Raw genomic sequence first — 20,151 nt, forward strand, 5'->3', positions numbered from 1 at the left:
CCGCAACATGATGCGCACCAGACCCAACAAGGGGATGCTTATGATCAAGCACAAGGTGTTATTTGTCGGTTCCCGCAACGGCTCCCGCTCCATCATGGCTGAGGCGTTCGTGAACCATTTGGCGTCGGAGCGTTTCGAGGCTCAAAGCGCGGGCTTCGATGCCGGGGTTCTCGACGCTCTCGCCGTGGCCGTGATGCGCGAAGTCGGTATCGACATCTCTTCGAAGCAGACCAAGACCGTGTTCTCGCTGTACCAGAAAGGCCATGTGTTCCAAAGTATCGTGTCCGTATGCGACCGGGAGAACAAGGAACGCCATCCGATCTATCCCGGCCATCGGCATTACATCGACTGGAACATGTGCGACCCCGAATCATACACGGACCCGGAGGACCGGGAGACGGCCATGAGGGTGGTGCGTGACCGGATCAGGGAGAAGGTGGAGGCGTTCATCGCCGAGGAGCGGGGCAGGGAATAGTCCCCTGGCGAATCCCCTTGCGGGGCGTCGCACCGGAGGCTTGTTCACGGCTTCGGCGAAACCTGCCGCCCATCATGCACGGCGGCCGTATGCCTCGGTCGGTCGAAAACGCGCTTTGGCCGGGGGAGCATAAGATAGTCCCCCCCATCGTGCCCAGACAGGGCGCAGGGGGGGGGAGAGGAGGCTTTCCTGCGGACGCCCCGGTGCGGCCGAGGCGTGTCCGCAGGAAATTGTTTAGGAGGTACAACCGCAATCGAAGGGCGATTCTTCGATTGCGAAGGTTTTGTAGGGTAATTCGAATTCGCGGTGCCCCAGGGCTTCCGACTTGGACGGGGTTCCTCCGGCGACCTCGACTACGAGGTCGTAGATTTCCTGTCCCACATCCGGGAGCGTGCCGCGGCCTTCCAGCACCCGGCCCGCATCGATGTCCATGTCTTCGGTCATGCGTCTGTAGGTCTCGGGGTTGGCGCAGACCTTGATCGTCGGGATGACGGCGCTGCCTGCCACCGAGCCCCGGCCGGTGGTGTAGAGCATGAGGTGGCAACCGGAGGCGGCCATTTCGATGATCTCCGTGACGTCGTTGATGTTCGGGAATCCGAAACGAGGCTCGCCGTCGGGGATCACGTCCATGAGGTAGAGCCCCTTCCCCGAAGGGATCTGTCCGGGCCGGATGACGCCGCTGATGGAGCAGGAACCGCTCTTGGCGTAGGCTCCCATGGACTTTTCCTCCTGGGTGGTCAGGCCGCCCTCGGCGTTGCCGGGAGCGAAGCTGCCGTGGCCCATGATCGTGTAGTAGCGGGCGGCCTTGTGGATGGATTCCACGACCTCTTCGCCGATTTCCGGAGTGGCGCTGCGGTGGCGGATGATCTCCTCGCAGCCGATCAGCTCTCCGGTCTCTTCGAAAATGCCGGTGCCCCCGTCAGCCACGAACTTGTCGAAGAACAGGCCCACGGCAGGGTTGGCGGAAATACCGCTGGTCGCGTCGGACCCGCCGCAGACCGTGCCGACCACCAGCTCGTCGATGGACATGGGCGCGCGCGGCACGTCGGCCATGGCCTCGTTGATGCGGGACACCGCATCCCTGCCCTTTTTCACGCTGCTCGCCGTGCCGCCGTCCTCCTGGATGACGACCAGCTCCACGGAGCGGCCCGACTCCCGGACCGCTTCCACCAGTGCGTTTCTGGGGAAGCTTTCGCAGCCCAGCGCCACGACGACCACGCCGCCCACGTTGGGGTGGGTGCACAGGCGCGTCATGATCCTGTTCGCGTGGTCGTTGGGGTAGCATCCCGTGAAACCGACCAGTTGGACGTCGTCGCCGAACCCTTCGGCGATTTTCTTGGCGACGTGGGACGCGCATTGGACCATGTAGGCGACCACGACGACGTTTCTGATTCCCTTGCGTCCGTCCTTGCGGAGATATCCGTTGGCTATGATCATTCTGAGAACTCCTCGATGCGGGGCTATTCGCCCTTGCGCAGGTAGGTGGGCAGATAGGTGCTCCGCATATTGTGCAGATGCACGTGGGAACCGGCCTTTACGTCCTCGGTCGCCTCGCCGATGGAGACGCCGTAGCGCAGCACCGGCTCGCCCTTGGCGATGTCTCGTGCGGCGACCTTGTGGTAGGACGCCACGTCGTCCATTACGGTAATGTCCCTGCCGGCAGCATTGATGACATCACCCTTTTTCAGCGGGCTGGTGGCGATGACGATATTGTCGGCCGGATCGATTTGTATGCAGCTCATGGTGTGTGCTCCCTGAATCAGAACTTGCCGTACTTGATGTACGCCTGTTGCGGGTCTTCCCCTTCCAGAATGGCCTTGCGCACAAGGCTTTCGGTCCGAAGGAACTCCTCGGCCCTGGTGGTGATTTCCTCCACCAGGCCGCCCGGTATGATGACGATGCCGTCCTCGTCGGCGACCACGAAGTCGCCGGGATTGACGGTCACGCCGCCCATGATGATCGGGGCGTCGAATTTCCTGGGAAGCCAGGTCCCGACGACGTCCCGGGGAGTCTTGCCCTTGGCGAACACGCGGAACCCGGAACGGACGATGAAGTCCGTGTCCCGGCAGTTCCCGTCGATGATCGCCCCCCTGACTCCCTTGAGGGACAGGGTTTCGGCGGACAGTTCGCCCATGTAGGCCTGCTCCATGTCGTTGGGCTGGATCATGAGCACTGCGCCGCTCGGGACCTTGGACAACAGCCCGGTCCATTCCAGCAGGGTCTCGTGGTCGGAGGCGGTTACCCGCTCGCCCTCGACGGCGTAGACGGGTCCGGCCAGCCTGCGTCCCGAGGCCAGGGGCGCGAACTCCGGGGGCAATACGCAATCGCGGATGCCCTTTTCGCGCAGGGCGTCGTAAACCGCCCCGCTGTAACACTGTTCAAGGCGGTGGGCGCAGATTCTTTTTTCTTCCGGTGTCATTGAATACGTCCTATTTCATGAGGTTCGGCAGCAACAAGGTGATCGAGGGGAAGTAGGTGATCAGGAACAGGGACAGCACGAGCGCGCCGTAGAACGGCAGGGCCGCCTTGACGAAATCCTGAATCTTGGTCCCGCTCAATCCCGTGACCAGCAGCATGACCGTTCCCACGGGCGGGGAAAGCGTTCCGATGGACAGGTTCAGGATAATCACCAGCCCGAAGTGGACCAGGTCGATTCCCAAGGCCATGACCGTGGGCTTGAGCAGGGGCACCAGCACGATGAGGATGGCGTTGCCTTCGAGCACCATGCCCAGGAACAGGAAGAGCACGTTGATGATCAGCAGGAAGAGCTGCGGATTGGTGGTGATCGAGGTGATCGTGGTGGCCATGCTCTGGGCCACCTGTTCCCAGGAGAATATCCAGGCCAGCGCGGAACAGGCCATGATGATTATCATCACCGAGGCCGTGGATCTGGTGGTCTCGACCAGGGATTCGAAAATGTGGCGCACCTTCATTTCCCGGTAAACGAACATGCCGATGACGATGACGTAGATGACCGCCACCGCGCCCGCTTCCGTGGGGGTGAAGACGCCGAACCGGATGCCGCCGATGATGACCATGACCAGGGTTATCGCCGGGATGGCGTTCCGCAGGGCCACGAGGTACTCGCCGGAGGTCGCCCGTTCCGTGCGCGAGGGGGCGTAGCCCTTCTTCCGGGCCACGAGGTAGATGGTGCCCATGAGGAGCACGGCGCACAGGATGCCGGGAAGGATGCCCGCCATGAACATCTTGCCGATGGAGACGTCGGCCAGAAATCCGTAGATGATGAGGGCGATTCCCGGGGGAATGATCGGCGTGATGAGCGATCCGGAGGCGGTGACGGCCGCCGAGAAGGGTTTGCTGTAGCCGTGCCGCTTCATCTCCGGCATGAGCATCTTGGTGAGCATGGCGCAGTCGGCGAGGTTGGACGCCGAAAGCCCGCCCATCATGGTGCTCAGCAAGACGTTCGCCTGCGCCAGCCCGCCGTGGAAGCGGCCGACCATCAGTTCGGCGAGCTTGAGGAGCCTTTTGGTGATGCCCGTATGGTTCATGACCGTGCCGAGCATGATGAAGAACGGGATGGCCAGCAGCGACAGGTTCTGGGACGAGCCCACGAGCCGCTGGACCGCGATGGTCGCGGATACGCCGTCATTCATGAAGAAATACAACAAGGTGGCGGCAATAACGGAAAGAAAAATCGGGAGGTTGATGCAGAAGCCGAGCAGCATCACTCCGCAGATAACGGCGAGGGTCATCAGTTCAACTCCTTGGCGTCGCTGAGGGCGGGGCCCTTGCAGAGGACAACGATGTTGCGGATGGAAAACAGCGCTATGCCGATGCCGCCCGCAGGAACGGCGTAGTCTATGTAGCTGTAGGGAATGCCGAGCACGTTGGTGATCTTGAACTGCACCTGGCTGGCGAGAAGATACCCGTACCAGGACATCAGACCGGCAACGAGCAGGGTGAGCGCCTCAACGACGATGCTCATGATCCATTGCCCCTTGGGCGGCAGCAGCGAGGTGAGGATGTCGATGCTCAAATGGCTCCCGGCACCCTTGGCCGCGGCGCTTCCGAGCATGATCGCCCAGAGAAAGAGCAAACCGTTCACTTCCTCCAGCCAGGCGATGGGGGTGGACATCACGTACCGCTGGAAGACCGCAGCCACGGTCAGCAGCATGATAGTCCCCAGCGCAGCTGCGGGCAGGAAGTCGAATACCTTTACCGGGTCTGGAAATCGCATGGAATCTCTCCTAAATTGACCTGAGCGTTTTCCCGCGGGCCGAAGCTGTTTCGGCTCCGGCCCGCGGGCAGCGTTGTAAGCGGACTATTCCGCCAGCAGCATCTGAACCTTTTCGTACAGACCGGGAGTCCATTCGGGGAACTGGGAGTAGGTGGACTTGGACATCTCACGGAAGGCGGCCGTGTCGACGTCCACCAGGGTGGAGCCGTCGGCGATCATCTTCTTGATGATCTTTTCGTCTTCCTCAGCCATGACCTTGCGGCTGTAGAGGCCTGCCTCGTCGCCGGTCTCCTGCAACAGGGTCACGACGTTGGCGGGCAGGGTGTCGAAGTAGGCCTGGCCTCCCACCCACTGGGCGGTCATGGTCAGGTAGCCGATCAGCTCGATGTACTTGGCCGGCTCGTAGAGCTTCTGGCCGTAAAGCACGCTCAGCGGGTTCTCGGCGCCGTCGATGATGCCCTGCGTCAGCGCGGGGTAGACCTCGCCCAGAGGCATGGGGGTCGGGGTCGCGCCCATGGCCTTGAGGGCCGCGATCTGGATGCGGTTGTTGGGCACGCGGATCTTCAGGCCCTTCATGTCGGCGGGCGACTTCACGGGCTTGGTGGTGACCATGTGGCGGACGCCGTACAGCCAGTTGGAAGTGACGATGTGCAGCCCCTTGGTTTCAAGCTGTTTGGAGAGATCCTTGTACCAATCGGTCTTGAAGAGCTTGAAAATCTTTTCCGGGCTTTCGGCCAGGTAAGGACCGACCAGGATGCCGAAATCCGGGACGTAGTCGGCCAGGAAGCCCGCATCGCAGATGGTGATTACGTTGACGCCCATCTTGGCCATTTCAAGGACGTCCTTCTTGCCGCCGAGCTGCGAGCTCGGGAACAGCAGGAGTTCCACCTCGCCGTTGCTCCGTTCCTTCACCAGATCGGCCCATTTGTGAGCCACCTGATCCAAGGGTTCGCCGGGGTTGTTTTCATAGGCCAAGCGGATGGTGACTTTCGCCTGCGCCATCCCGGACATGGCCAAAACCAACACTGCCCCAGCCAGCAGGGCAATCAGAGCGGATTTGACGGATTTCATTTGCTTCCCTCCATAAGATTGTTGTTTTCCGTAGATTCCATTTTCCAGCACTGTAAAATTTCCTCGGGAGTCCCTATGCTCCTGGAAATGTTTCTGGCCGCCTCGATGACGGCCTTCACCAGCTCGGGAATCCTCTCCAGGTTGATGGCGAGCACCGTGCTGGATATGCTGAGCGCATACCTGACGGCCCCGTCCGGCGAAAAAACCGGAGCGCCCACACAACGGATTCCCAAAATATCCTCCTCGTCATCTATGGCCCACCCCTGTCGCTTGACGTCGGCGAGGTGATTCCGGAACTCGTCCATATCCACGATGGTCTTGGGGGTCTTCTTCACGAACGAGGCCGACTTGAGCAGGGCGATCTGTCGCTCGGGCGGCAGCCAGGCAAGGAGCACCTTGCCCATTGCCGAGCGGGTCAGGGCCACCCTCTTGCCTTCCCAGGAGTTGATGAGAATGCTGTCCTGGGGGTCCACCTTGAGCAGGTATACGGCTTCAGCGCCGTCCAACGCCCCGAGATGACTGGTGACCTTCTCCTGTTGCACGAGCTCCTGAATGTGCCGCATGGCGTAGTCGCGGATGGACACCTTGTTCACGGAAAGGTTGCCGAGCTCGAACAGGCGGAACCCGAGAGTGAACTTGTGACCGTCCGCCAGACGGCGCACGTATCCCAGCTCCTCCAGAGTGAGCACCAGGGAGTAGGCGCTGCTCTTGGGTAGTTCCAGAGAGGTCATGATCTCGTTCAAATCCGCGCTCCTCTTGCCGAGCAGCTCGAGTATCCGAGCCGCCCTCATTAGAGCCGGAACCTGGTATTTGTTTTTGTTCTGCATGGCTTCTACACGTTGGGTTCGAACAGTTTTTCCCCATAATTTTCAAGGAGAGGACGCATCAGCATCTGGAGCCGGGAGCGGACCACCGAAAGCTGGTAGGCGTCCCCGTGGGCCAGCGGCATGAGCGGCGGTCCCATATTGAAACCGCGCAGCTCCAAGCCGAGTTTGAACCCGACCGGGAACGGCACCGCGAACATGGTGCGGACCAGCACGAGCATGGACTTCTGCAAGGTTCTGGCCTCGTCCATGTCGCCGCGCTTCCAGGCGTCGTAGATGCCGACCATGATTTCCGGGAATATTCCCGCCATGGCGGTCATGCTGCCTTTCGCGCCCATGACCAGGCAGGGGAGGAGCGTCTCCTCGCGGCCGGTCAGCAGACTGATGTCCTCACCGGCGATGGCGATCTTGTCCATGAAGTGCAGGAAATCGACCATGCTGCCGCTGGAATCCTTCATGCCGACGACATATTCGTAGCGGCTCAACCGCTTGACCATGTCGTAATCCAGGGGCTGGGTGAACAGGGGAATGTTGTAGAGGATGAGCGGCACGTCGCCCTTTTCCACGATGGTTTCGAAAAACCGTTCGACCATGGCCACGCCGGGCTTGAAGTAATAGGGCGGCGTACCCACGACGGCGGGGCAGCCCAGGGAACCGGCATGGCGCGCGAGGCGGGCGCTCTCGTCAGGGGTGGAGGCGACCACGCCCGGGGTCACGGGAATACGTCCGGCGACCTGGTCCATGACGATGTCCATGCATCGGCACTTTTCCTCGAAGCTCATGTGCAGACCTTCGCCGACGGAACTGACGGGAAAGAGGCCGTCAAGTCCCTTCTGGATGCAGAACTCCACTATGCGGCGCAATTCCGTTTCGTTGATTCGGTGGTCTTCGTCGAACGGGGTCAAGAGTGCGGGGTAAATCCCCTCGGGACGGAACATGATATGTAAATCTCCTTGTCGCTATTGTTGCGGAGCGGCGGACCGTTCCGCCAAGCCGAGCTTGTTGAGCAATTCTTCCGTGGGCCGCCCCTCGGAATCCCATTCGCGCAGGCAGTAATAGGCGCTGACGAGCTGCGCCACGTCGACGGTTTCCCCCTTGCAGGGGCCGTCGGGCAACGGGTCCGTGCGGAAGCGGTCGGGAATGGTGTCTTGGGCGGCGGTCAGACCTTCGCGTAGGTTGAACAGCCTGACGAGCGTGTTGATGCGTTCCCCGGCCGCGATCAGCTTGTCCGCGGAATTCAGTCCCGGCAGCCCCGTGGCGTACTCGATGAGCGGGGCGATCTGTTCCATGGTCAGGACGAAGGCCGCGAACAGGCAAAGGCCGCTGCTGTTTATCAGGCTGTAGAAATCCTGCTGGCCCTTCACCACTTCGGGCTTGAACTCAAGCGTGTGCTGGCCCAGCGGGTTCTGCACCATGACCTCTTCGGAGATGGGCCAGGAGCGCAGATGGCAGCCGCCCCGGTCGCTTGTGGCGTAGGCGAGCGCCATGGCCTTGCTGGCCCTGGGGTCGTAGGCGGGCAGCTCAAGCCCTTTGACGTGGCCGCCCAGTCCGGCGGCTCCGGGAATGATCTCTTCGAGGTGACGCACGCCCATGGACCAATCCATGCCGGGACCTTCCCGTTTGCCCATGAGATGGACCGCCTCAATCATGGCTTCCACGTTGCCCCATGTGAATTCGAGGCCCGCCGTATCGGCGGCGGTGATGAGGCCGCGCTCCCAGCAGTCCATGAGGAATCCGATGACGTTTCCGACGGACACGGCGTCCAGGCCGTAGGCGTCGCAGACATGCTCCGCCTCGATGATGGTCGGGATGTCCTTGTTGGCGCAGTGCCCGCCGAAGGCCCATACGGTTTCGTATTCCGGGCCTTCGGTGAAGGCTCCCTTGAAGCGGCCTTCCTTGACGCGGGCGATCTTGCTGCACCGGATGGGGCAGGCGAAACATGCCCTGCTTCTTTCAAAATACTTGCTGACCTGGAGTTCGTTTACCGGCTCGCCTTCAAGGGTGGACTGCTGGAAGTTCTTGTTGGGATGAATCCCGGTATACTCCATGAGGGACAGGAGCACGTTGGTGCCGAATTCAGGCCGCGCCGAGCCGGTGTCCGGCGAGTTGGCCAGCTCGTTGGCGGCCTCGCGGATCATCATGTCCAGCTTCTGGGTTTCCGCTGCGCGGAGGCCTCCCGATCCGCAGACCACGACGGCCTTGAGCTTCTTGCTGCCCATGACCGCGCCGGCTCCGCCCCTGCCGAAGGAACGGTATTCCGTCTGCACGGACGCCAGCGGGGAAAGCAGTTCTCCGGCCTGGCCGATGCAGGTCACGCGGTGGTCGTTGCTGAAATCGGCCTTGAGCCGTTGGCTGGTTTCCAGAGTGTCCAGGCCCCAATATTCGTTCGCCGCGACCAGCCGGACGTTTTCGTCCTCGATGACGAGCATGACCGGTTCGGCGGCGGCTCCGGTGACGATCAGCACGTCATAACCGGCGTATTTCAGCTCCGGGCCGAAACTGCCGCCCGCATTGCAGTCCAGCCAAAGGTTCGTGGCCGGTCCCTTGGTGCACAGCTCCAACCGCCCGGAAGCCGCGACGCTGGTGCCGGTCAGGGGGCCGGTGGCCAGGACAATGATGTTGTCAGGGGACAAGGGGTCGCATCCTGCGGGCAGCCTGTCGTACAGGATGCGCGCTCCGAATCCCTTGCCGCCCACGTACAGCTCGGCCATGTTTCTGTCGAGCTCGGTGGTGGTAATGGCACCTGAGGTCAGGTCCACTTCGAGCACTTTTCCGGCATATCCACTCCACTTCATGGCTATCTCCTCGAAATGGCCCCTGTGGGGCAGGCTTTGATGCAAGAGTAACGACCGTCACAGGTGTCGCACACCATGGGGTATCCGTCCGTGGGATGCCTGCGGACGCCGCCGAAGGGGCAAGCTTCGAAGCAGGCGCCGCAATCGGTGCACTTGTCCCTGTCGAGAACCACATGTCCGTCCCAGGACAGCGCCTCGCTCGGGCAGGCCTTGATACAGAATTGTTTGGTGCAGGAGACGCAAACGTGGATGGCCCCGATTTCGGGCCAGGCGTCCTCGATGTGGACGCGCGAAAATTTCGAGCTGTGAAGGCCGGGTTCATGGGCGGCCGTACATGCCAACATGCAGAGCCGGCAGTTGGTGCATTCCGTTTTTCGTGTCTTGAGCATGGTTCCTTTTCTCCGAGTAGCTTGTTCAATATACTGAACTGGAAGTTATATTATCAGATCAAACGCCTTATTCAAGGAGTTGAGTCAAAGTTTATTATATTGAACCAGCCTCGAATACGGTCGAAAAAAGTATCACATCTTCTTGATTTAATGAGTTTTATTTTGTGGTGAGGAGAGGCGAAAAATTAAGTTTCCAACCGGTATGATGCAAAAAACGAAAATTCTTTTTGCCCGGATGCAAATGTGCGCCGCCTTCAGAGGCGGGTGAACGGCGAGCGTCCAATACATATTATTATGGTGTGGGCTGCCGTAGACCGCCCGCGTATCCGGCTTCGTTTTTCCCCTGCTCCAAGGAATGGAGCAGGGGGGCGGGGTCGGGCAATGCGGCGGCGGGTTGGACCATGCTGCTCAATCCTGGATAAAGGGTGCCCATTCGGAGAAGGCGCGCCAGGGAACATTTCGTCTGCTGGGCGAGCTGCGGCAAAACAAAAAGCCGACCATTGCCGGTCGGCCTTTTGTTTTGCCGCATCAGGAATGCGCTCTGGGGCTATTCGCGTAACCCGCTTTCGCGGCAGCGGGGCGCGGAGTTGCCTTCCACGGCTGATTCCCTCTTCGGGGAATTGGAGGGGCGGTTCCTGATTTATCCTCCGAACCAACCGGGCGCGATAACCTCGAGCGCCTTCGTGTAATGTACCCGAAGGTCTTCGAGCTTGCCGCCGATGACCTTTTCCTGGTCGCCCAGACTGCTGGGGCAGGTGTCTTGCATTTGCTCTGCGATGGCTTGGATTTCCTTTACCGTCGATTTGATCAGGTTGATCTCATCGGCAAGGTCTCCGCTTTTGTCGGATGCCAGGACATCATAGAGGCGCGCCTTCCACGTGTTGAGTTCCATCTCCAGTCCCTTGCAGTAATGAGCCACCGCCTCCTGCTTGCCTGCATCGGTAGGGCAGCCGTCAATCCCCATACAACTTGGACACGGTCCGGGATAATCCATATTCGGCATAATGGTCTCCATATGGTTGAGGGTTTACGCTGCTCAAAACATATCATAACAAAATTATTTGTTATGTTATAATTTGAATAAAAAAGAGTCCAAAAATCTGGCAACACATATTGTTATTGCGGAAACGCACATGAACCGAACCTGCCCGTGATATGCCTCCGCACATGGGTTCTGAAGACCGGAACCAGGCTCCCAGGGAGACCTTTTCCGGCATGTTTCGAGCCGTGAAATGAAGGACCAGGTTGCCGTTCTTGAATTCCTGAATTTCCTGATCGTCGCTCCGTTTTCGTCCACGAATGGAAACTGCCGTCTGCTTGTCTAATTGAATCTTCCCCCGAATTTTTTCGCGAACCATAAAGCCGAACGGGTCGGCCTTTTTCCCGGGGCCATGGGAATGTTGAAGGCAGGGGTTGCTTTTGCGCGTGCCCATGCGCAAACCCCCGGCCCGCAGTCCATCGCCCGAAGGGGTATATCCGTTCGATATGGATTCGTGTTGCAAACAGTATTTTCATTTGCGGGGCGATTCTGGTCTATATCCGTAAATCTGGACCTGTGCATGTGAACAATATGTAGAATGGGGGTATTGATGGCCGAATCACAAGGAATGAATGAAAACATTGCCGCAAAGTCCGTTGCGGGCGGTGGCGAGACAATGCAACTGTTTGCGCAGGGGGCCGGAGCCTTTGCAATAATACTGGGTGTTGCTTTCCTGATTTTGTACGCTCTCGGACACGAGCTTCTCTCCACATGGGGGGCTTTCCTCTTCATGTGCGCCGTGCCTGTGCAGTTGGTCGTCTCGGTGCTGTGGGGCTGCGGCTACCCGGCCTCCATTGCGGCCCTGCCGCAACCGGCCAAAGGTGCGGCCCTGACCCTGATGACGGCTGGAGGGGCCATGCTCGCGGCATTGGCCGTCTTCACCCTGGTGGGGCGGAGCGTTGCCCCGCCCACGCCGATGCTGCTGCATTACTCGATCCTGAGCATTGTCGTGACCTTCTGGATGATCCTGCTCATGCGGGGCTGGCCGCTGAACCTGTTCCTCAGACACCCTCTGTGGCTGGGAGTCGGGACCCTGGCGACATGCTACGCCATCGCATACGCATTGTTCCGGCTCCTGTTCGACTATTCCTTTCTGATCGGCACGCACGTCTATGTGCAATCGCTGGACCCGCAAGGGCTGCTGGACGCCTGGTCCGCCATCTCGTTTTTCGTGACATTGGGCGGGGCGATTCTGATTCTGACCCTTTCGGACATGACCCTTGTGACCGGTTTGGTCGGCAGGGGGCAGCCCCATGTGGTGAAGCTCGTCGCGACCCTCATGGCCCTGCTCATGTCGCTGGTTTGCTGGGTCGTGTTCGTGAAGGGCCTGGGCATGGACACGGTGGTCTATCTGGTCAAGGTCCCGGTCGGTTTCACCTTCGGGGTCTTTCTGGTCGACAACCTCATGCAGCACCGGCTGTTCGTCGGGGTGGCCCAGCCTTTGCGGGGGATTCTGCTGACCCTGCTGGCCTCGGTCTACGCATATCTTATGTATTACGTATTCGCGGCCGCCGGTCCGTATCTGACCGGGATGGCCCTGTCGTCAGGCGCACCCGCCTACACTCTCGAATTGTGGCTGTCCAGTGCCCTGTTGTCCGTCACGTTCCCGGTGATCGTGACCATGACGGCGTATTTCGGATTCTGGCCGGTCCGGCGCTAGTTCCTGGGAGTCTTCCCCGACCTTCTGTTGCCCATGTCCGGCCATCGCCGGATGTGGGCATTTTCGTGTCCACGGGGTTTAACCGGTACTTTCCGGGGATGCGATTTCCAGTCCGGGGTCGGTCCGGCTGACGAAGGCGCACAATTCCTTCCAGGCGGTCCTGGAGGCGCGGGGCAGGTAGCGGTTATCGACCCGTGCCAGGCAGGGGTGAACCTTCGGGAAGAAGTCCGGCAGGTTGCATAGAACAAAGTTTTTGCGGATGTGTTCCGGTATTTCGCTGCCGGGGACCATGGCCATGGCCTCCAGCCCCTGTTCCAGCATGTCTAGGAGAATGCGCCCGTCCGGGCTGTCCATGATGATGCGCGGTTTGACCTCGTATTCATGGAAGAAGTCCATGGTCTTCATGTAGGTGCCGCCGCCGTCGAAACGCCGGAAGATGACGAGGGGCTTGTCGTGGAGTTCCCGGATGTCCAGCTGCGCGCCGGGAGCCGAAGCCCTCGTGAACGGTGGTTCGGCCATGGACGGGGGGACCACGAGCATGGACGGGGTGGGCTTGAGCGGTGCCAAGTGCAGCCGGGTTTCCGTGTACGGCAGGATGGTCACGCAGAAGTCGATGGCGTGCTCAAGCAGCTTGTGCTTCAGCACAGTGCTGTCGTCGATGAGCAACCGGGTGCGGATGCGGGGGTGGAGCTTGTTCAGATGGAGGATGAATTCGGTGAGCAGGGTGATGGACAGGGTGGTGCAGCCGATGGTGACCAGCCCCTCCACGCCCAGCCGCGATGCCTGGATTTCGTCGGGGATGCCGTTGACCAGGTCCAGGATGTCCAGGGCGCGCTGATACAGGGCCTTGCCCTCGCTGGTGACGGCCCAGTTGGTGCCCGAGCGTTCGATGAGTGTGACGTCCAGTTCCTCTTCCAGCTCCTTGAGGCGCTGGCTGAGCGGCGGTTGGGACATGTGCAGGACGCGGGCCGCGCGGCTGATCTGTCCCTGTTCAACGATCGTCTTGAAGTACAGCAGCTTGGTGAAGTTCATCGTCGTTCTTCCGGTGGTGTAGGTTCTGGCGCGCAATCGAATCCGAACGAAAAGAAACCGTACTATATCATTTTGATATAACCTATACGACAAATGGTATTTTACCCAAGGGATATTTTCTTCGTAGTTTCGGAAGCGGTGGAATGAACCCGGCCGCCGCAGGGCGGGAGAACCGGGCTGTTCCCGGAATGAAGAATGAAACACCCGGAGAGGGAGTATATGAAGACCGTACCTGTTCAAGACGCCGTGGGCATGGTCCTGTGCCATGACATGACCCGCATCGTGCCCGGTGAAACCAAAGGCCCGGCCTTTCGCAAGGGGCATGTGATCACCGAAGCGGATATCCCCGGTATGCTGGAGATCGGCAAGGAGCATGTCTACGTCCTCGATTTGAAGGAAGGGCAGGTCCACGAGGACGAGGCCGCCCGGCGCATCGCCGAAGCCGCCGCCGGGCCGGGCATCACCCTGTCCGGAGTCAGCGAGGGGCGCGTCAACTTCGAGGCGGCGCCGGGGCTGCTCAGCGTCAACGTGGAGGCGTTGAATCGGATCAACTCCATTGAGGAGGTCGTCCTGGCCACCATGCACGACGGTCAGCAGGTGACCGAACCGCGCGCCGTGGCCGGGACCCGCGTGGTGCCGCTGGTGGTTCGGGAAGAAAAGATACTCCGGGTGGAGGCCATTTGCGCCGAGTACGGCCACGTGGTGTCGGTCCGTCCGTTCCGGTCCCTCAAGGTCGGAGTGGTGACCACCGGAAACGAGGTCTTCAGCGGCAGGATCAAGGACCGTTTCGGCCCCGTCATCCGCAAGAAGTTTACCCGGCTCGGCTCTTCGGTCATGGGGCAGCGGCTGACCTCGGACGACCCGGCCATGACCCGCGACGCGATCCTGGCCTATGCCGCCGAAGGGGCGGAGATGATCGTGGTCACCGGCGGCATGTCCGTGGACCCCGACGACCAGACTCCGACGGCCATCCGGGCGACCGGGGCGGAGATAGTCACCTACGGCTCCCCCACCTTTCCGGGCGTGATGTTTCTTCTCGCCTACCTGGACGGCGTTCCCATTCTCGGGTTGCCGGGCTGCGTCATGTACTACCGCGCCTCGATCTTCGATCTGGTGGTCCCCCGTCTGCTGGCCGGGGAGACCGTCGCCAGGGAGGATATAGTGGCCTTGGGACACGGCGGCTTCTGCGCGGCCTGCGATGTCTGCCGCTACCCCGTCTGCCCCTTCGGCAAATAGGCCGGGAGGGCAGGGCAACGTATATCGGTTCGATATATGCGGGGCCGCCAAATGATATTTCCGGAAAGTCCCTTTTGTTGCCTACAGTATTCTAATGGTTCCGAGATCATGACCGGTCAAGCCCCGGCGGAAAGTGGTGTTGCGGACACTCTGCCGGTTGCATTCAAACATTATGGAGGAATTGGCTGATGTTGAAAAAAATGGTGCTTAACATCAACAACGTTGATCGCATGATCACCTTCGACCCGGAGGACACCCTGGCCAATACCCTGCGCAAGCTGGGGTTGACGGGTACCAAGGTCGGTTGCGAGGCCGGACAGTGCGGCATCTGTTCCGTGATTCTGAACGGCAAGGTGATCCGCTCCTGCGTCAAGAAGATGGACAAGGTGCCGGAGAACAGTCTCGTCACGACCATCGAGGGCGTGGGGACGCCCGGCCATCTGCATCCGCTGCAACTTTCCTGGATGGTGCATGGCGGCGCGCAGTGCGGCATCTGCACCCCCGGATTCATCGTTTCCGCCAAGGGATTGCTGGACACCAATCCCGATCCCACCCGGGAGGAGGTACGCGACTGGTTCCAGAAGCACCGCAACGCCTGCCGTTGCACGGGGTACAAGCCCCAGGTGGATTCGGTTATGGACGCGGCCAGGGTGTTGCGCGGTGAAATTTCCATGGACGATCTCGCCTTCAAGCTTCCCGAAGGCCAGACCCTCTACAACACGAAAAGCCCCAAGCCCACGGCTCTGGCCAAGGTTACCGGCCTGTGCGACTACGGCGCGGACATCAACATGAAGCTGCCCGACGGCGTGCTGCACCTGGGGCTGGCCCACGCCCGGATATCCCACGCCAACCTGCTCTCCGTGGACACCTCCGAGGCCGAGAAGATGCCGGGCGTGTACCGCGTGCTCACGGCCAGGGATATCGAAGGGACCAATCGGGTCAACGGGCTGACCTTTTCCCCGACCAACAAGAGCGACGGGCTGGAGCGCGCTCTGCTGGCCGACACCAAGATATGCCAGTACGGCGACGTGTTGGCTATCGTCGCGGCGGACACCGAGGCTCACGCCCGCGCCGCCGCCGACGCGGTCAAGGCGGAGTACGAACCGCTGTACGCCTACATGAACGGGCTGGAAGCCGTGGCCGAGGACGCCGTGGAAATCCATCCCGGCACCCCGAACCTGTATTGCGAGATGCCCTGCATCAAGGGCGGGGAGACCGGCGGGATCATGGAAAAGGCGGCCCATGTGGTCGAGGGCGGCTTCTACGTGCAGCGCCAGCCCCACCTCGTGCTCGAACCCGACGTCGGGCTGGCCTATCCCGACGCGGACGGCGGCTTCGTGGTCCAGTGCAAGCATCAGTTCCTTCAGGCCGTGCCGCTGATGGTCGCCGACGCCGTGGGCATCGAGCCGGACCGGATCAGGATGATTCTCAACCCGGCGGGCGGCAGCTTCGGCTCCAAGATGAGTCCCATCACCGAGGCCCTGCTTCTGGCCGCGGTCAAGGCCACCGGCAAGCCCGTGTGCCTGCACATGGACTACGCCCAGCAGTCCTTTTTCAGCGGCAAGCGTTCCACCGGCTTCTTCAACTGCCGGTTGGCCGCCGACGAGAAGGGATATCTCCAGGCCATGGAATACGACTTCCTGTTCGACCACGGAGCGTATCACGACGGCACCTCGGACCCGCTCATAGAAAAGGGCTTCCGCTGGTGCGGCGCGGGGCTGTATATTCCGAATATTCGCGGAGTGGGCCGCATCTGCGCGTCCAACCACGCCTGGGGTACGGCCTTCCGCGCCTTCGGTTCGCCCCAATCGTACATGGCCAGCGAATCTCTGGCCGACATGTTGGCCGAGAAGATCGGCATGGACCCCCTTGAGTTCCGTTACATAAACACCTACCGGCCCGGGACGACCATGACTTCCGGCTGCGAGATGGACGTGCACCCCTTCCCCACGCTCATCGACATGATGCGGCCCAAGTACAAGGCCGCGCTGGAACGGGCCAGGAAGGAGGACACCCCGGAGAAGCGTCGCGGCGTGGGCATTTCGCTCGGCATGTACGACTGCTCCTTCGCGGCCCACGATACGGCGGAGATCGACGTGGAGCTGAACTCCGACGGGTCCATCACCCACTATAGCGGCTGGCACGACATGGGACAGGGAGCCGACGCGGGCGCCATGGCCCTGGCGCACAAGGCGTTCGAGCCGCTGGGTCTCAAGCCGGAAAATATCCGCCTCGTCATGAACGACACGGCGATCACCCCCTTCACCGGGGCGGCGGCGGGCAGCCGGTCGCACTATATGGCGGGCAAGGCGACCATCGACGGCGCGAACAAACTCATGGACGCCATGCGCAAGCCCGACGGCACCTACCGTACCTACCAGGAGATGGTGGACGAGAACATCCCGGTGAAATACCGGGGCAATGCCTCCACAGTGGGCTATTCCGAAGCGTGCGACTACAACACCATGCAGGGCGACCCCAACCCGACCCATACCTACGGGGTGTTCATGTCCGAGGTCGAGGTGGACGCAGCCACGGGCAAGACCAAGGTGCTCAAGATGACCCTGACCGCCGACTTCGGCGTCATCGGCAACAAGCTGGCCGTGGACGGACAGGTTTACGGCGGCCTCGCCCAGGGTGTGGGGCTGGCCCTGTCCGAAGACTTCGTCGATCCGTCCCGGGACGTGACCCTCAAGGCCCAGGGCTTCCCCTACATCAAGGACGTCCCGGACGACATCGAGGTGGAGTATCTGGAAACGCCGCGTCCTTCGGGGCCTTTCGGTTCCGCCGGTTGCGCCGAACTCTCCCTGACTTCGCCGCATGTCTCCATCGTCAACGCCATCTACAACGCCACGGGCGTGCGCATTTTCGAGCTGCCCGCCACTCCGGACAAGGTGCTCGACGGCATCAAGGCGCTGGAGAGGGGCGAGAAACTGCCCGTGCATGAATGGTACTACCTCGGCAGCGAGATGAACGAGAAGCTGGAGGAATTGCGCAGCAACCCCGTCGTGGGTCCGGCGCATTAATCTTCCTCCATATTGAAAACCCATTGCAGGGGGCCGGTCCCCGGACCGGCCCCTTTTTTCTTGCGCGGCTTTCCGGATAGCCTTGACCCGGTTCCGGAAGAGCGGGAATGATGCGGGAGATTCACATGTTGAATCCCAACCCGCACTAAATCCGTCACACCCTCTTGTGGTTCCAGCCAAAGCCTTTGACGTTGCGCAAATACAAAAAGCATAATCCAACTCCCTAATTGCGCTGGTTATGCGTCAAACGTATCAGCCAATCGGCAACAAGTCCGTTTTCAGCCGGGAGCTTCGGCTCGTGGCGATAGCATGTCCGACTGATGTCGAATGTCGCGCAACCCATTTGGATATTGACTGTTTTCTCCTGTACGGCTCTTTTGGCGATCGCGGACGGGACGGCCTTATCAATTTTCGGCAAGAGCCTCAGCGGCGATTCCGGCCTTCATTTTTTCTTCGGCATACATCCGTTTGAGCAGCCTATTACGATCAAGCCCTTTCATGCGAGCCGTCAGCGAGGCGTGCCACCGTATTGGGGTCGCCACTTGTAAGACGTAGCGCTACTCATGCCGAGCTCTCGGCAAAGTCGGGCGACGGCAATTCCGAACTCGCCTGCTTCAAACGATTGAGGATCTGCGCGTCGCGGTGCCTTGACTCTCACCTGTAGAATCCCCCTGATCTGGCTAGTGGGAAATCCTACTTTTCAGAACAAGTTGTTTCGGGGGGATCACCGGCACGCTGCCTGAAATAAGAAATGCCGATCATTGCTGATCGGCATTTTTGTTAGCGATTGGCGGAAGCGTACAGGAGTCGAACCTGCCCGTGACATCACTGCCACACATTGGTTTTGAAGACCAAGCGACACACCGGTGCCGAAACGCTTCCTCTCTGGAAACAGACCCCTATCAAGTTTGTCCAGGCGGGACAAGGGGGTTGTGTTTGAGCGTGGTTTTGCACCGGGCTAGGGAAAGCTCGGGGGCGGCGGGGGCGGCAGGCGGAAAAAGCTGAACGGTTTCCGACGGTTTTGCCGGATGAGCGTATCGAGTTCGCTCCGTTGCGAGTCGTTCAGGTGGCTCTTCACCCGGGCTATGCCGTCGTCGATGATGGCTTGCGCCTTGGGGCGCAACTCGGCGTGAACGGTTTCAAGGCGGTCGAGGGTGACCTCCACTTCGCCACGTACCGCGTCGGCGGTTTCATCCGCCAGATTCAGTTCGCTTCTGAGGGTCTCCGACACCCGGGCCGTCATTCTCGCCCGAAAGTCCTCGCGATCGCGGGGCGGAGCGAAATGGAGCTTCAGGAACAGGCCGGTTCCGGCCACGCCGGTCAGGGCTCCGGCCAGAAACACCGCGAGAAAGGCGGTCCAGATCTTCCATTTTCGCATGGCGGCTCCTTAAAGGCCCAGGCCGGACGCCCCGAAGTGCAGGGCCTGGCTGGTCATGACCGAGAGTATTTGGGCGGACAGATCCCTGAGGGACCAGACGGCGGTAAGCAGGCTCACGCCGGATACGGCTGCGGCCGCCAGGGTGAATCGGGGGGCCAGCCTGTCCAGCTCCCCCGCTAAGGGGAGGCGCAACAGGATCGCCTCGCGGAGGACGGCGTCGCGCCAGTTACGGTCGGGCCGCCAGTCCGGGCGGGCCGCATGGATCTTGCCTAGCAGCGTGCGAAATGTATCGTCGATGGATTTACGCTTCATGCTCCTCTCCTTGGATGCCGTAGCGTTTGAGAAAGCCCTTGAGTTTACGTTTGGCCCGGAAGGCGCGCACCTTGACGTTGGGCACGCTGATGCCGAGCATCTCGGCCGTTTCCCTGGTCGGCCGTTCCTCCAAATAGCTTAAGGTCAGGACCATTCTGTCCAGGGGCGAAAGCATGGCCAGGACCGCTTCCAGGATTTCTCCGAGTTCTCGCCTCCGAGCCAGGGATTCGAACTCCTCACTGGATTTCGCGGCAAGGGCGGTGTCCAGCCAGCGTTGCCCGTCCTCACTCAATTCGCATACCGGAGCTTCCTTGTTTCGGTACGTTCTGCGCCAGAAATCCTTGCAGCAGCGCAGGGTCACAATGGTCAGCCAGTTGCGGAACGGCTTTACGGGGCGGTACCTGTGCAGCCCCTTGAAGGCCCGGATAAACGCCTCATGGGCAACTTCGGCCGCCTGCTCGGCGGGCACATGCGCGGCCACCAGCCGGGAGACAAGGCTCTCGTGCCGCTTGAGCAGGAGCGCGAAGGCGTCCCGGTCGCCATCGAGAATCCGCTCGATGACTTCTGTGTCGTCCATGTGTTCGGGCATTCGACCCTTTCATCGTTTGCGTGTCGTCAATGTCCGTAACATGCCTGATCCAATGCGCCGCCACAAGCGGGAGCGCATTGTCTTTCCCGTTGCGGGGCCGCGCAAGGCGCGGCCCCCGGGAGATCGA

General features: G+C 60.8%; 20 protein-coding genes, 1 tRNA gene and 1 pseudogene. 4 read left to right on the forward strand and 18 right to left on the reverse strand.

The genetic code is table 11. The annotated features are described in order from the left end of the window. The first annotated feature begins 7 nt into the window (after positions 1–7). Positions 8–475 (forward strand): arsenate reductase ArsC, encoded by a 468-nt coding sequence (locus PSN43_RS03805; protein WP_272699393.1) that lies wholly within the window; start codon positions 8–10, stop codon positions 473–475. A 234-nt stretch (positions 476–709) separates the two neighbouring features. On the opposite strand, the gene PSN43_RS03810 is transcribed toward PSN43_RS03805, so the two are convergent. The 12 genes from PSN43_RS03810 to PSN43_RS03865 form a co-directional block, all read right to left on the reverse strand. Beyond that, the gene (locus PSN43_RS03810; protein WP_272699394.1) at positions 710–1,912 is read right to left on the reverse strand and encodes a UxaA family hydrolase; all 1,203 of its coding nucleotides are present in this window, start codon (positions 1,910–1,912) and stop codon (positions 710–712) included. Between the two features lie 23 nt (positions 1,913–1,935). Further along, positions 1,936–2,217 (reverse strand): UxaA family hydrolase, encoded by a 282-nt coding sequence (locus PSN43_RS03815; protein ID WP_272699395.1) that lies wholly within the window; start codon positions 2,215–2,217, stop codon positions 1,936–1,938. A 17-nt stretch (positions 2,218–2,234) separates the two neighbouring features. Further along, on the reverse strand, positions 2,235–2,894 hold the full coding sequence (locus PSN43_RS03820; protein ID WP_272699396.1) for an RraA family protein: 660 nt from the start codon (positions 2,892–2,894) through the stop codon (positions 2,235–2,237). Between the two features lie 10 nt (positions 2,895–2,904). Continuing rightward, complete coding sequence (locus PSN43_RS03825) at positions 2,905–4,188, reverse strand: TRAP transporter large permease (protein ID WP_272699397.1); 1,284 nt, start codon at positions 4,186–4,188, stop codon at positions 2,905–2,907. Beyond that, positions 4,188–4,673: a TRAP transporter small permease gene (locus tag PSN43_RS03830; RefSeq protein ID WP_272699398.1), complete on the reverse strand. Its 486-nt coding sequence runs from the start codon at positions 4,671–4,673 to the stop codon at positions 4,188–4,190. The genes PSN43_RS03825 and PSN43_RS03830 overlap by 1 nt, the downstream gene beginning before the upstream one ends. A gap of 84 nt (positions 4,674–4,757) precedes the next feature. After that, a complete protein-coding gene (locus tag PSN43_RS03835; protein ID WP_272699399.1) occupies positions 4,758–5,744 on the reverse strand; it encodes a C4-dicarboxylate TRAP transporter substrate-binding protein in 987 nt (328 codons plus the stop codon). Further along, the gene (locus PSN43_RS03840) at positions 5,741–6,571 is read right to left on the reverse strand and encodes an IclR family transcriptional regulator (RefSeq protein WP_272699400.1); all 831 of its coding nucleotides are present in this window, start codon (positions 6,569–6,571) and stop codon (positions 5,741–5,743) included. The genes PSN43_RS03835 and PSN43_RS03840 overlap by 4 nt, the downstream gene beginning before the upstream one ends. Before the next feature lie 5 nt (positions 6,572–6,576). Then, on the reverse strand, positions 6,577–7,506 hold the full coding sequence (locus PSN43_RS03845) for a dihydrodipicolinate synthase family protein (RefSeq protein ID WP_272699401.1): 930 nt from the start codon (positions 7,504–7,506) through the stop codon (positions 6,577–6,579). A gap of 21 nt (positions 7,507–7,527) precedes the next feature. Then, the gene (locus PSN43_RS03850; protein ID WP_272699402.1) at positions 7,528–9,363 is read right to left on the reverse strand and encodes an aldehyde ferredoxin oxidoreductase family protein; all 1,836 of its coding nucleotides are present in this window, start codon (positions 9,361–9,363) and stop codon (positions 7,528–7,530) included. Between the two features lie 2 nt (positions 9,364–9,365). Next, complete coding sequence (locus PSN43_RS03855; protein ID WP_272699403.1) at positions 9,366–9,752, reverse strand: 4Fe-4S dicluster domain-containing protein; 387 nt, start codon at positions 9,750–9,752, stop codon at positions 9,366–9,368. A gap of 640 nt (positions 9,753–10,392) precedes the next feature. Then, entirely contained in the window at positions 10,393–10,755 is a 363-nt protein-coding gene (locus tag PSN43_RS03860) for a hypothetical protein (protein WP_272699404.1), read from the reverse strand. A 61-nt stretch (positions 10,756–10,816) separates the two neighbouring features. Beyond that, entirely contained in the window at positions 10,817–11,185 is a 369-nt protein-coding gene (locus PSN43_RS03865) for a hypothetical protein (protein ID WP_272699405.1), read from the reverse strand. A 222-nt stretch (positions 11,186–11,407) separates the two neighbouring features. On the opposite strand from PSN43_RS03865, the gene PSN43_RS03870 reads away from it, so the two are divergent. Further along, positions 11,408–12,451: a hypothetical protein gene (locus tag PSN43_RS03870; RefSeq protein WP_272699406.1), complete on the forward strand. Its 1,044-nt coding sequence runs from the start codon at positions 11,408–11,410 to the stop codon at positions 12,449–12,451. 78 nt (positions 12,452–12,529) lie between these two features. Here the strand turns inward: PSN43_RS03870 and PSN43_RS03875 are convergent, their stop codons facing one another. Beyond that, positions 12,530–13,483, reverse strand: coding sequence for a LysR family transcriptional regulator (locus tag PSN43_RS03875; protein WP_272699407.1), 954 nt, complete (start codon positions 13,481–13,483; stop codon positions 12,530–12,532). Between the two features lie 219 nt (positions 13,484–13,702). On the opposite strand from PSN43_RS03875, the gene PSN43_RS03880 reads away from it, so the two are divergent. Beyond that, on the forward strand, positions 13,703–14,719 hold the full coding sequence (locus tag PSN43_RS03880; RefSeq protein ID WP_272699408.1) for a molybdopterin-binding protein: 1,017 nt from the start codon (positions 13,703–13,705) through the stop codon (positions 14,717–14,719). Positions 14,720–14,907: 188 nt separating this feature from the next. Further along, entirely contained in the window at positions 14,908–17,745 is a 2,838-nt protein-coding gene (locus PSN43_RS03885; RefSeq protein WP_272699409.1) for a molybdopterin-dependent aldehyde oxidoreductase, read from the forward strand. A 157-nt stretch (positions 17,746–17,902) separates the two neighbouring features. Here PSN43_RS03885 and PSN43_RS03890 read toward each other — a convergent pair. The 5 genes and pseudogenes from PSN43_RS03890 to PSN43_RS03910 all read right to left on the reverse strand — a co-directional run. Beyond that, a pseudogene (locus PSN43_RS03890) lies at positions 17,903–18,375 on the reverse strand (IS3 family transposase); the annotation flags it as partial. Positions 18,376–18,533: 158 nt separating this feature from the next. After that, positions 18,534–18,627: transfer RNA gene (locus PSN43_RS03895), tRNA-Sec, on the reverse strand. A gap of 76 nt (positions 18,628–18,703) precedes the next feature. Further along, entirely contained in the window at positions 18,704–19,123 is a 420-nt protein-coding gene (locus tag PSN43_RS03900) for a hypothetical protein (RefSeq protein WP_272699410.1), read from the reverse strand. A 9-nt stretch (positions 19,124–19,132) separates the two neighbouring features. Then, complete coding sequence (locus PSN43_RS03905; protein ID WP_272699411.1) at positions 19,133–19,435, reverse strand: hypothetical protein; 303 nt, start codon at positions 19,433–19,435, stop codon at positions 19,133–19,135. Further along, a complete protein-coding gene (locus PSN43_RS03910; RefSeq protein ID WP_272699412.1) occupies positions 19,425–20,012 on the reverse strand; it encodes an RNA polymerase sigma factor in 588 nt (195 codons plus the stop codon). Before PSN43_RS03910 ends, PSN43_RS03905 begins: the two co-directional genes overlap by 11 nt. Between the last annotated feature and the right edge of the window lie 139 nt (positions 20,013–20,151).

The sequence above is a fragment of the Desulfovibrio sp. Fe33 genome (assembly GCF_028532725.1).
GTDB lineage: Bacteria > Desulfobacterota > Desulfovibrionia > Desulfovibrionales > Desulfovibrionaceae > Pseudodesulfovibrio.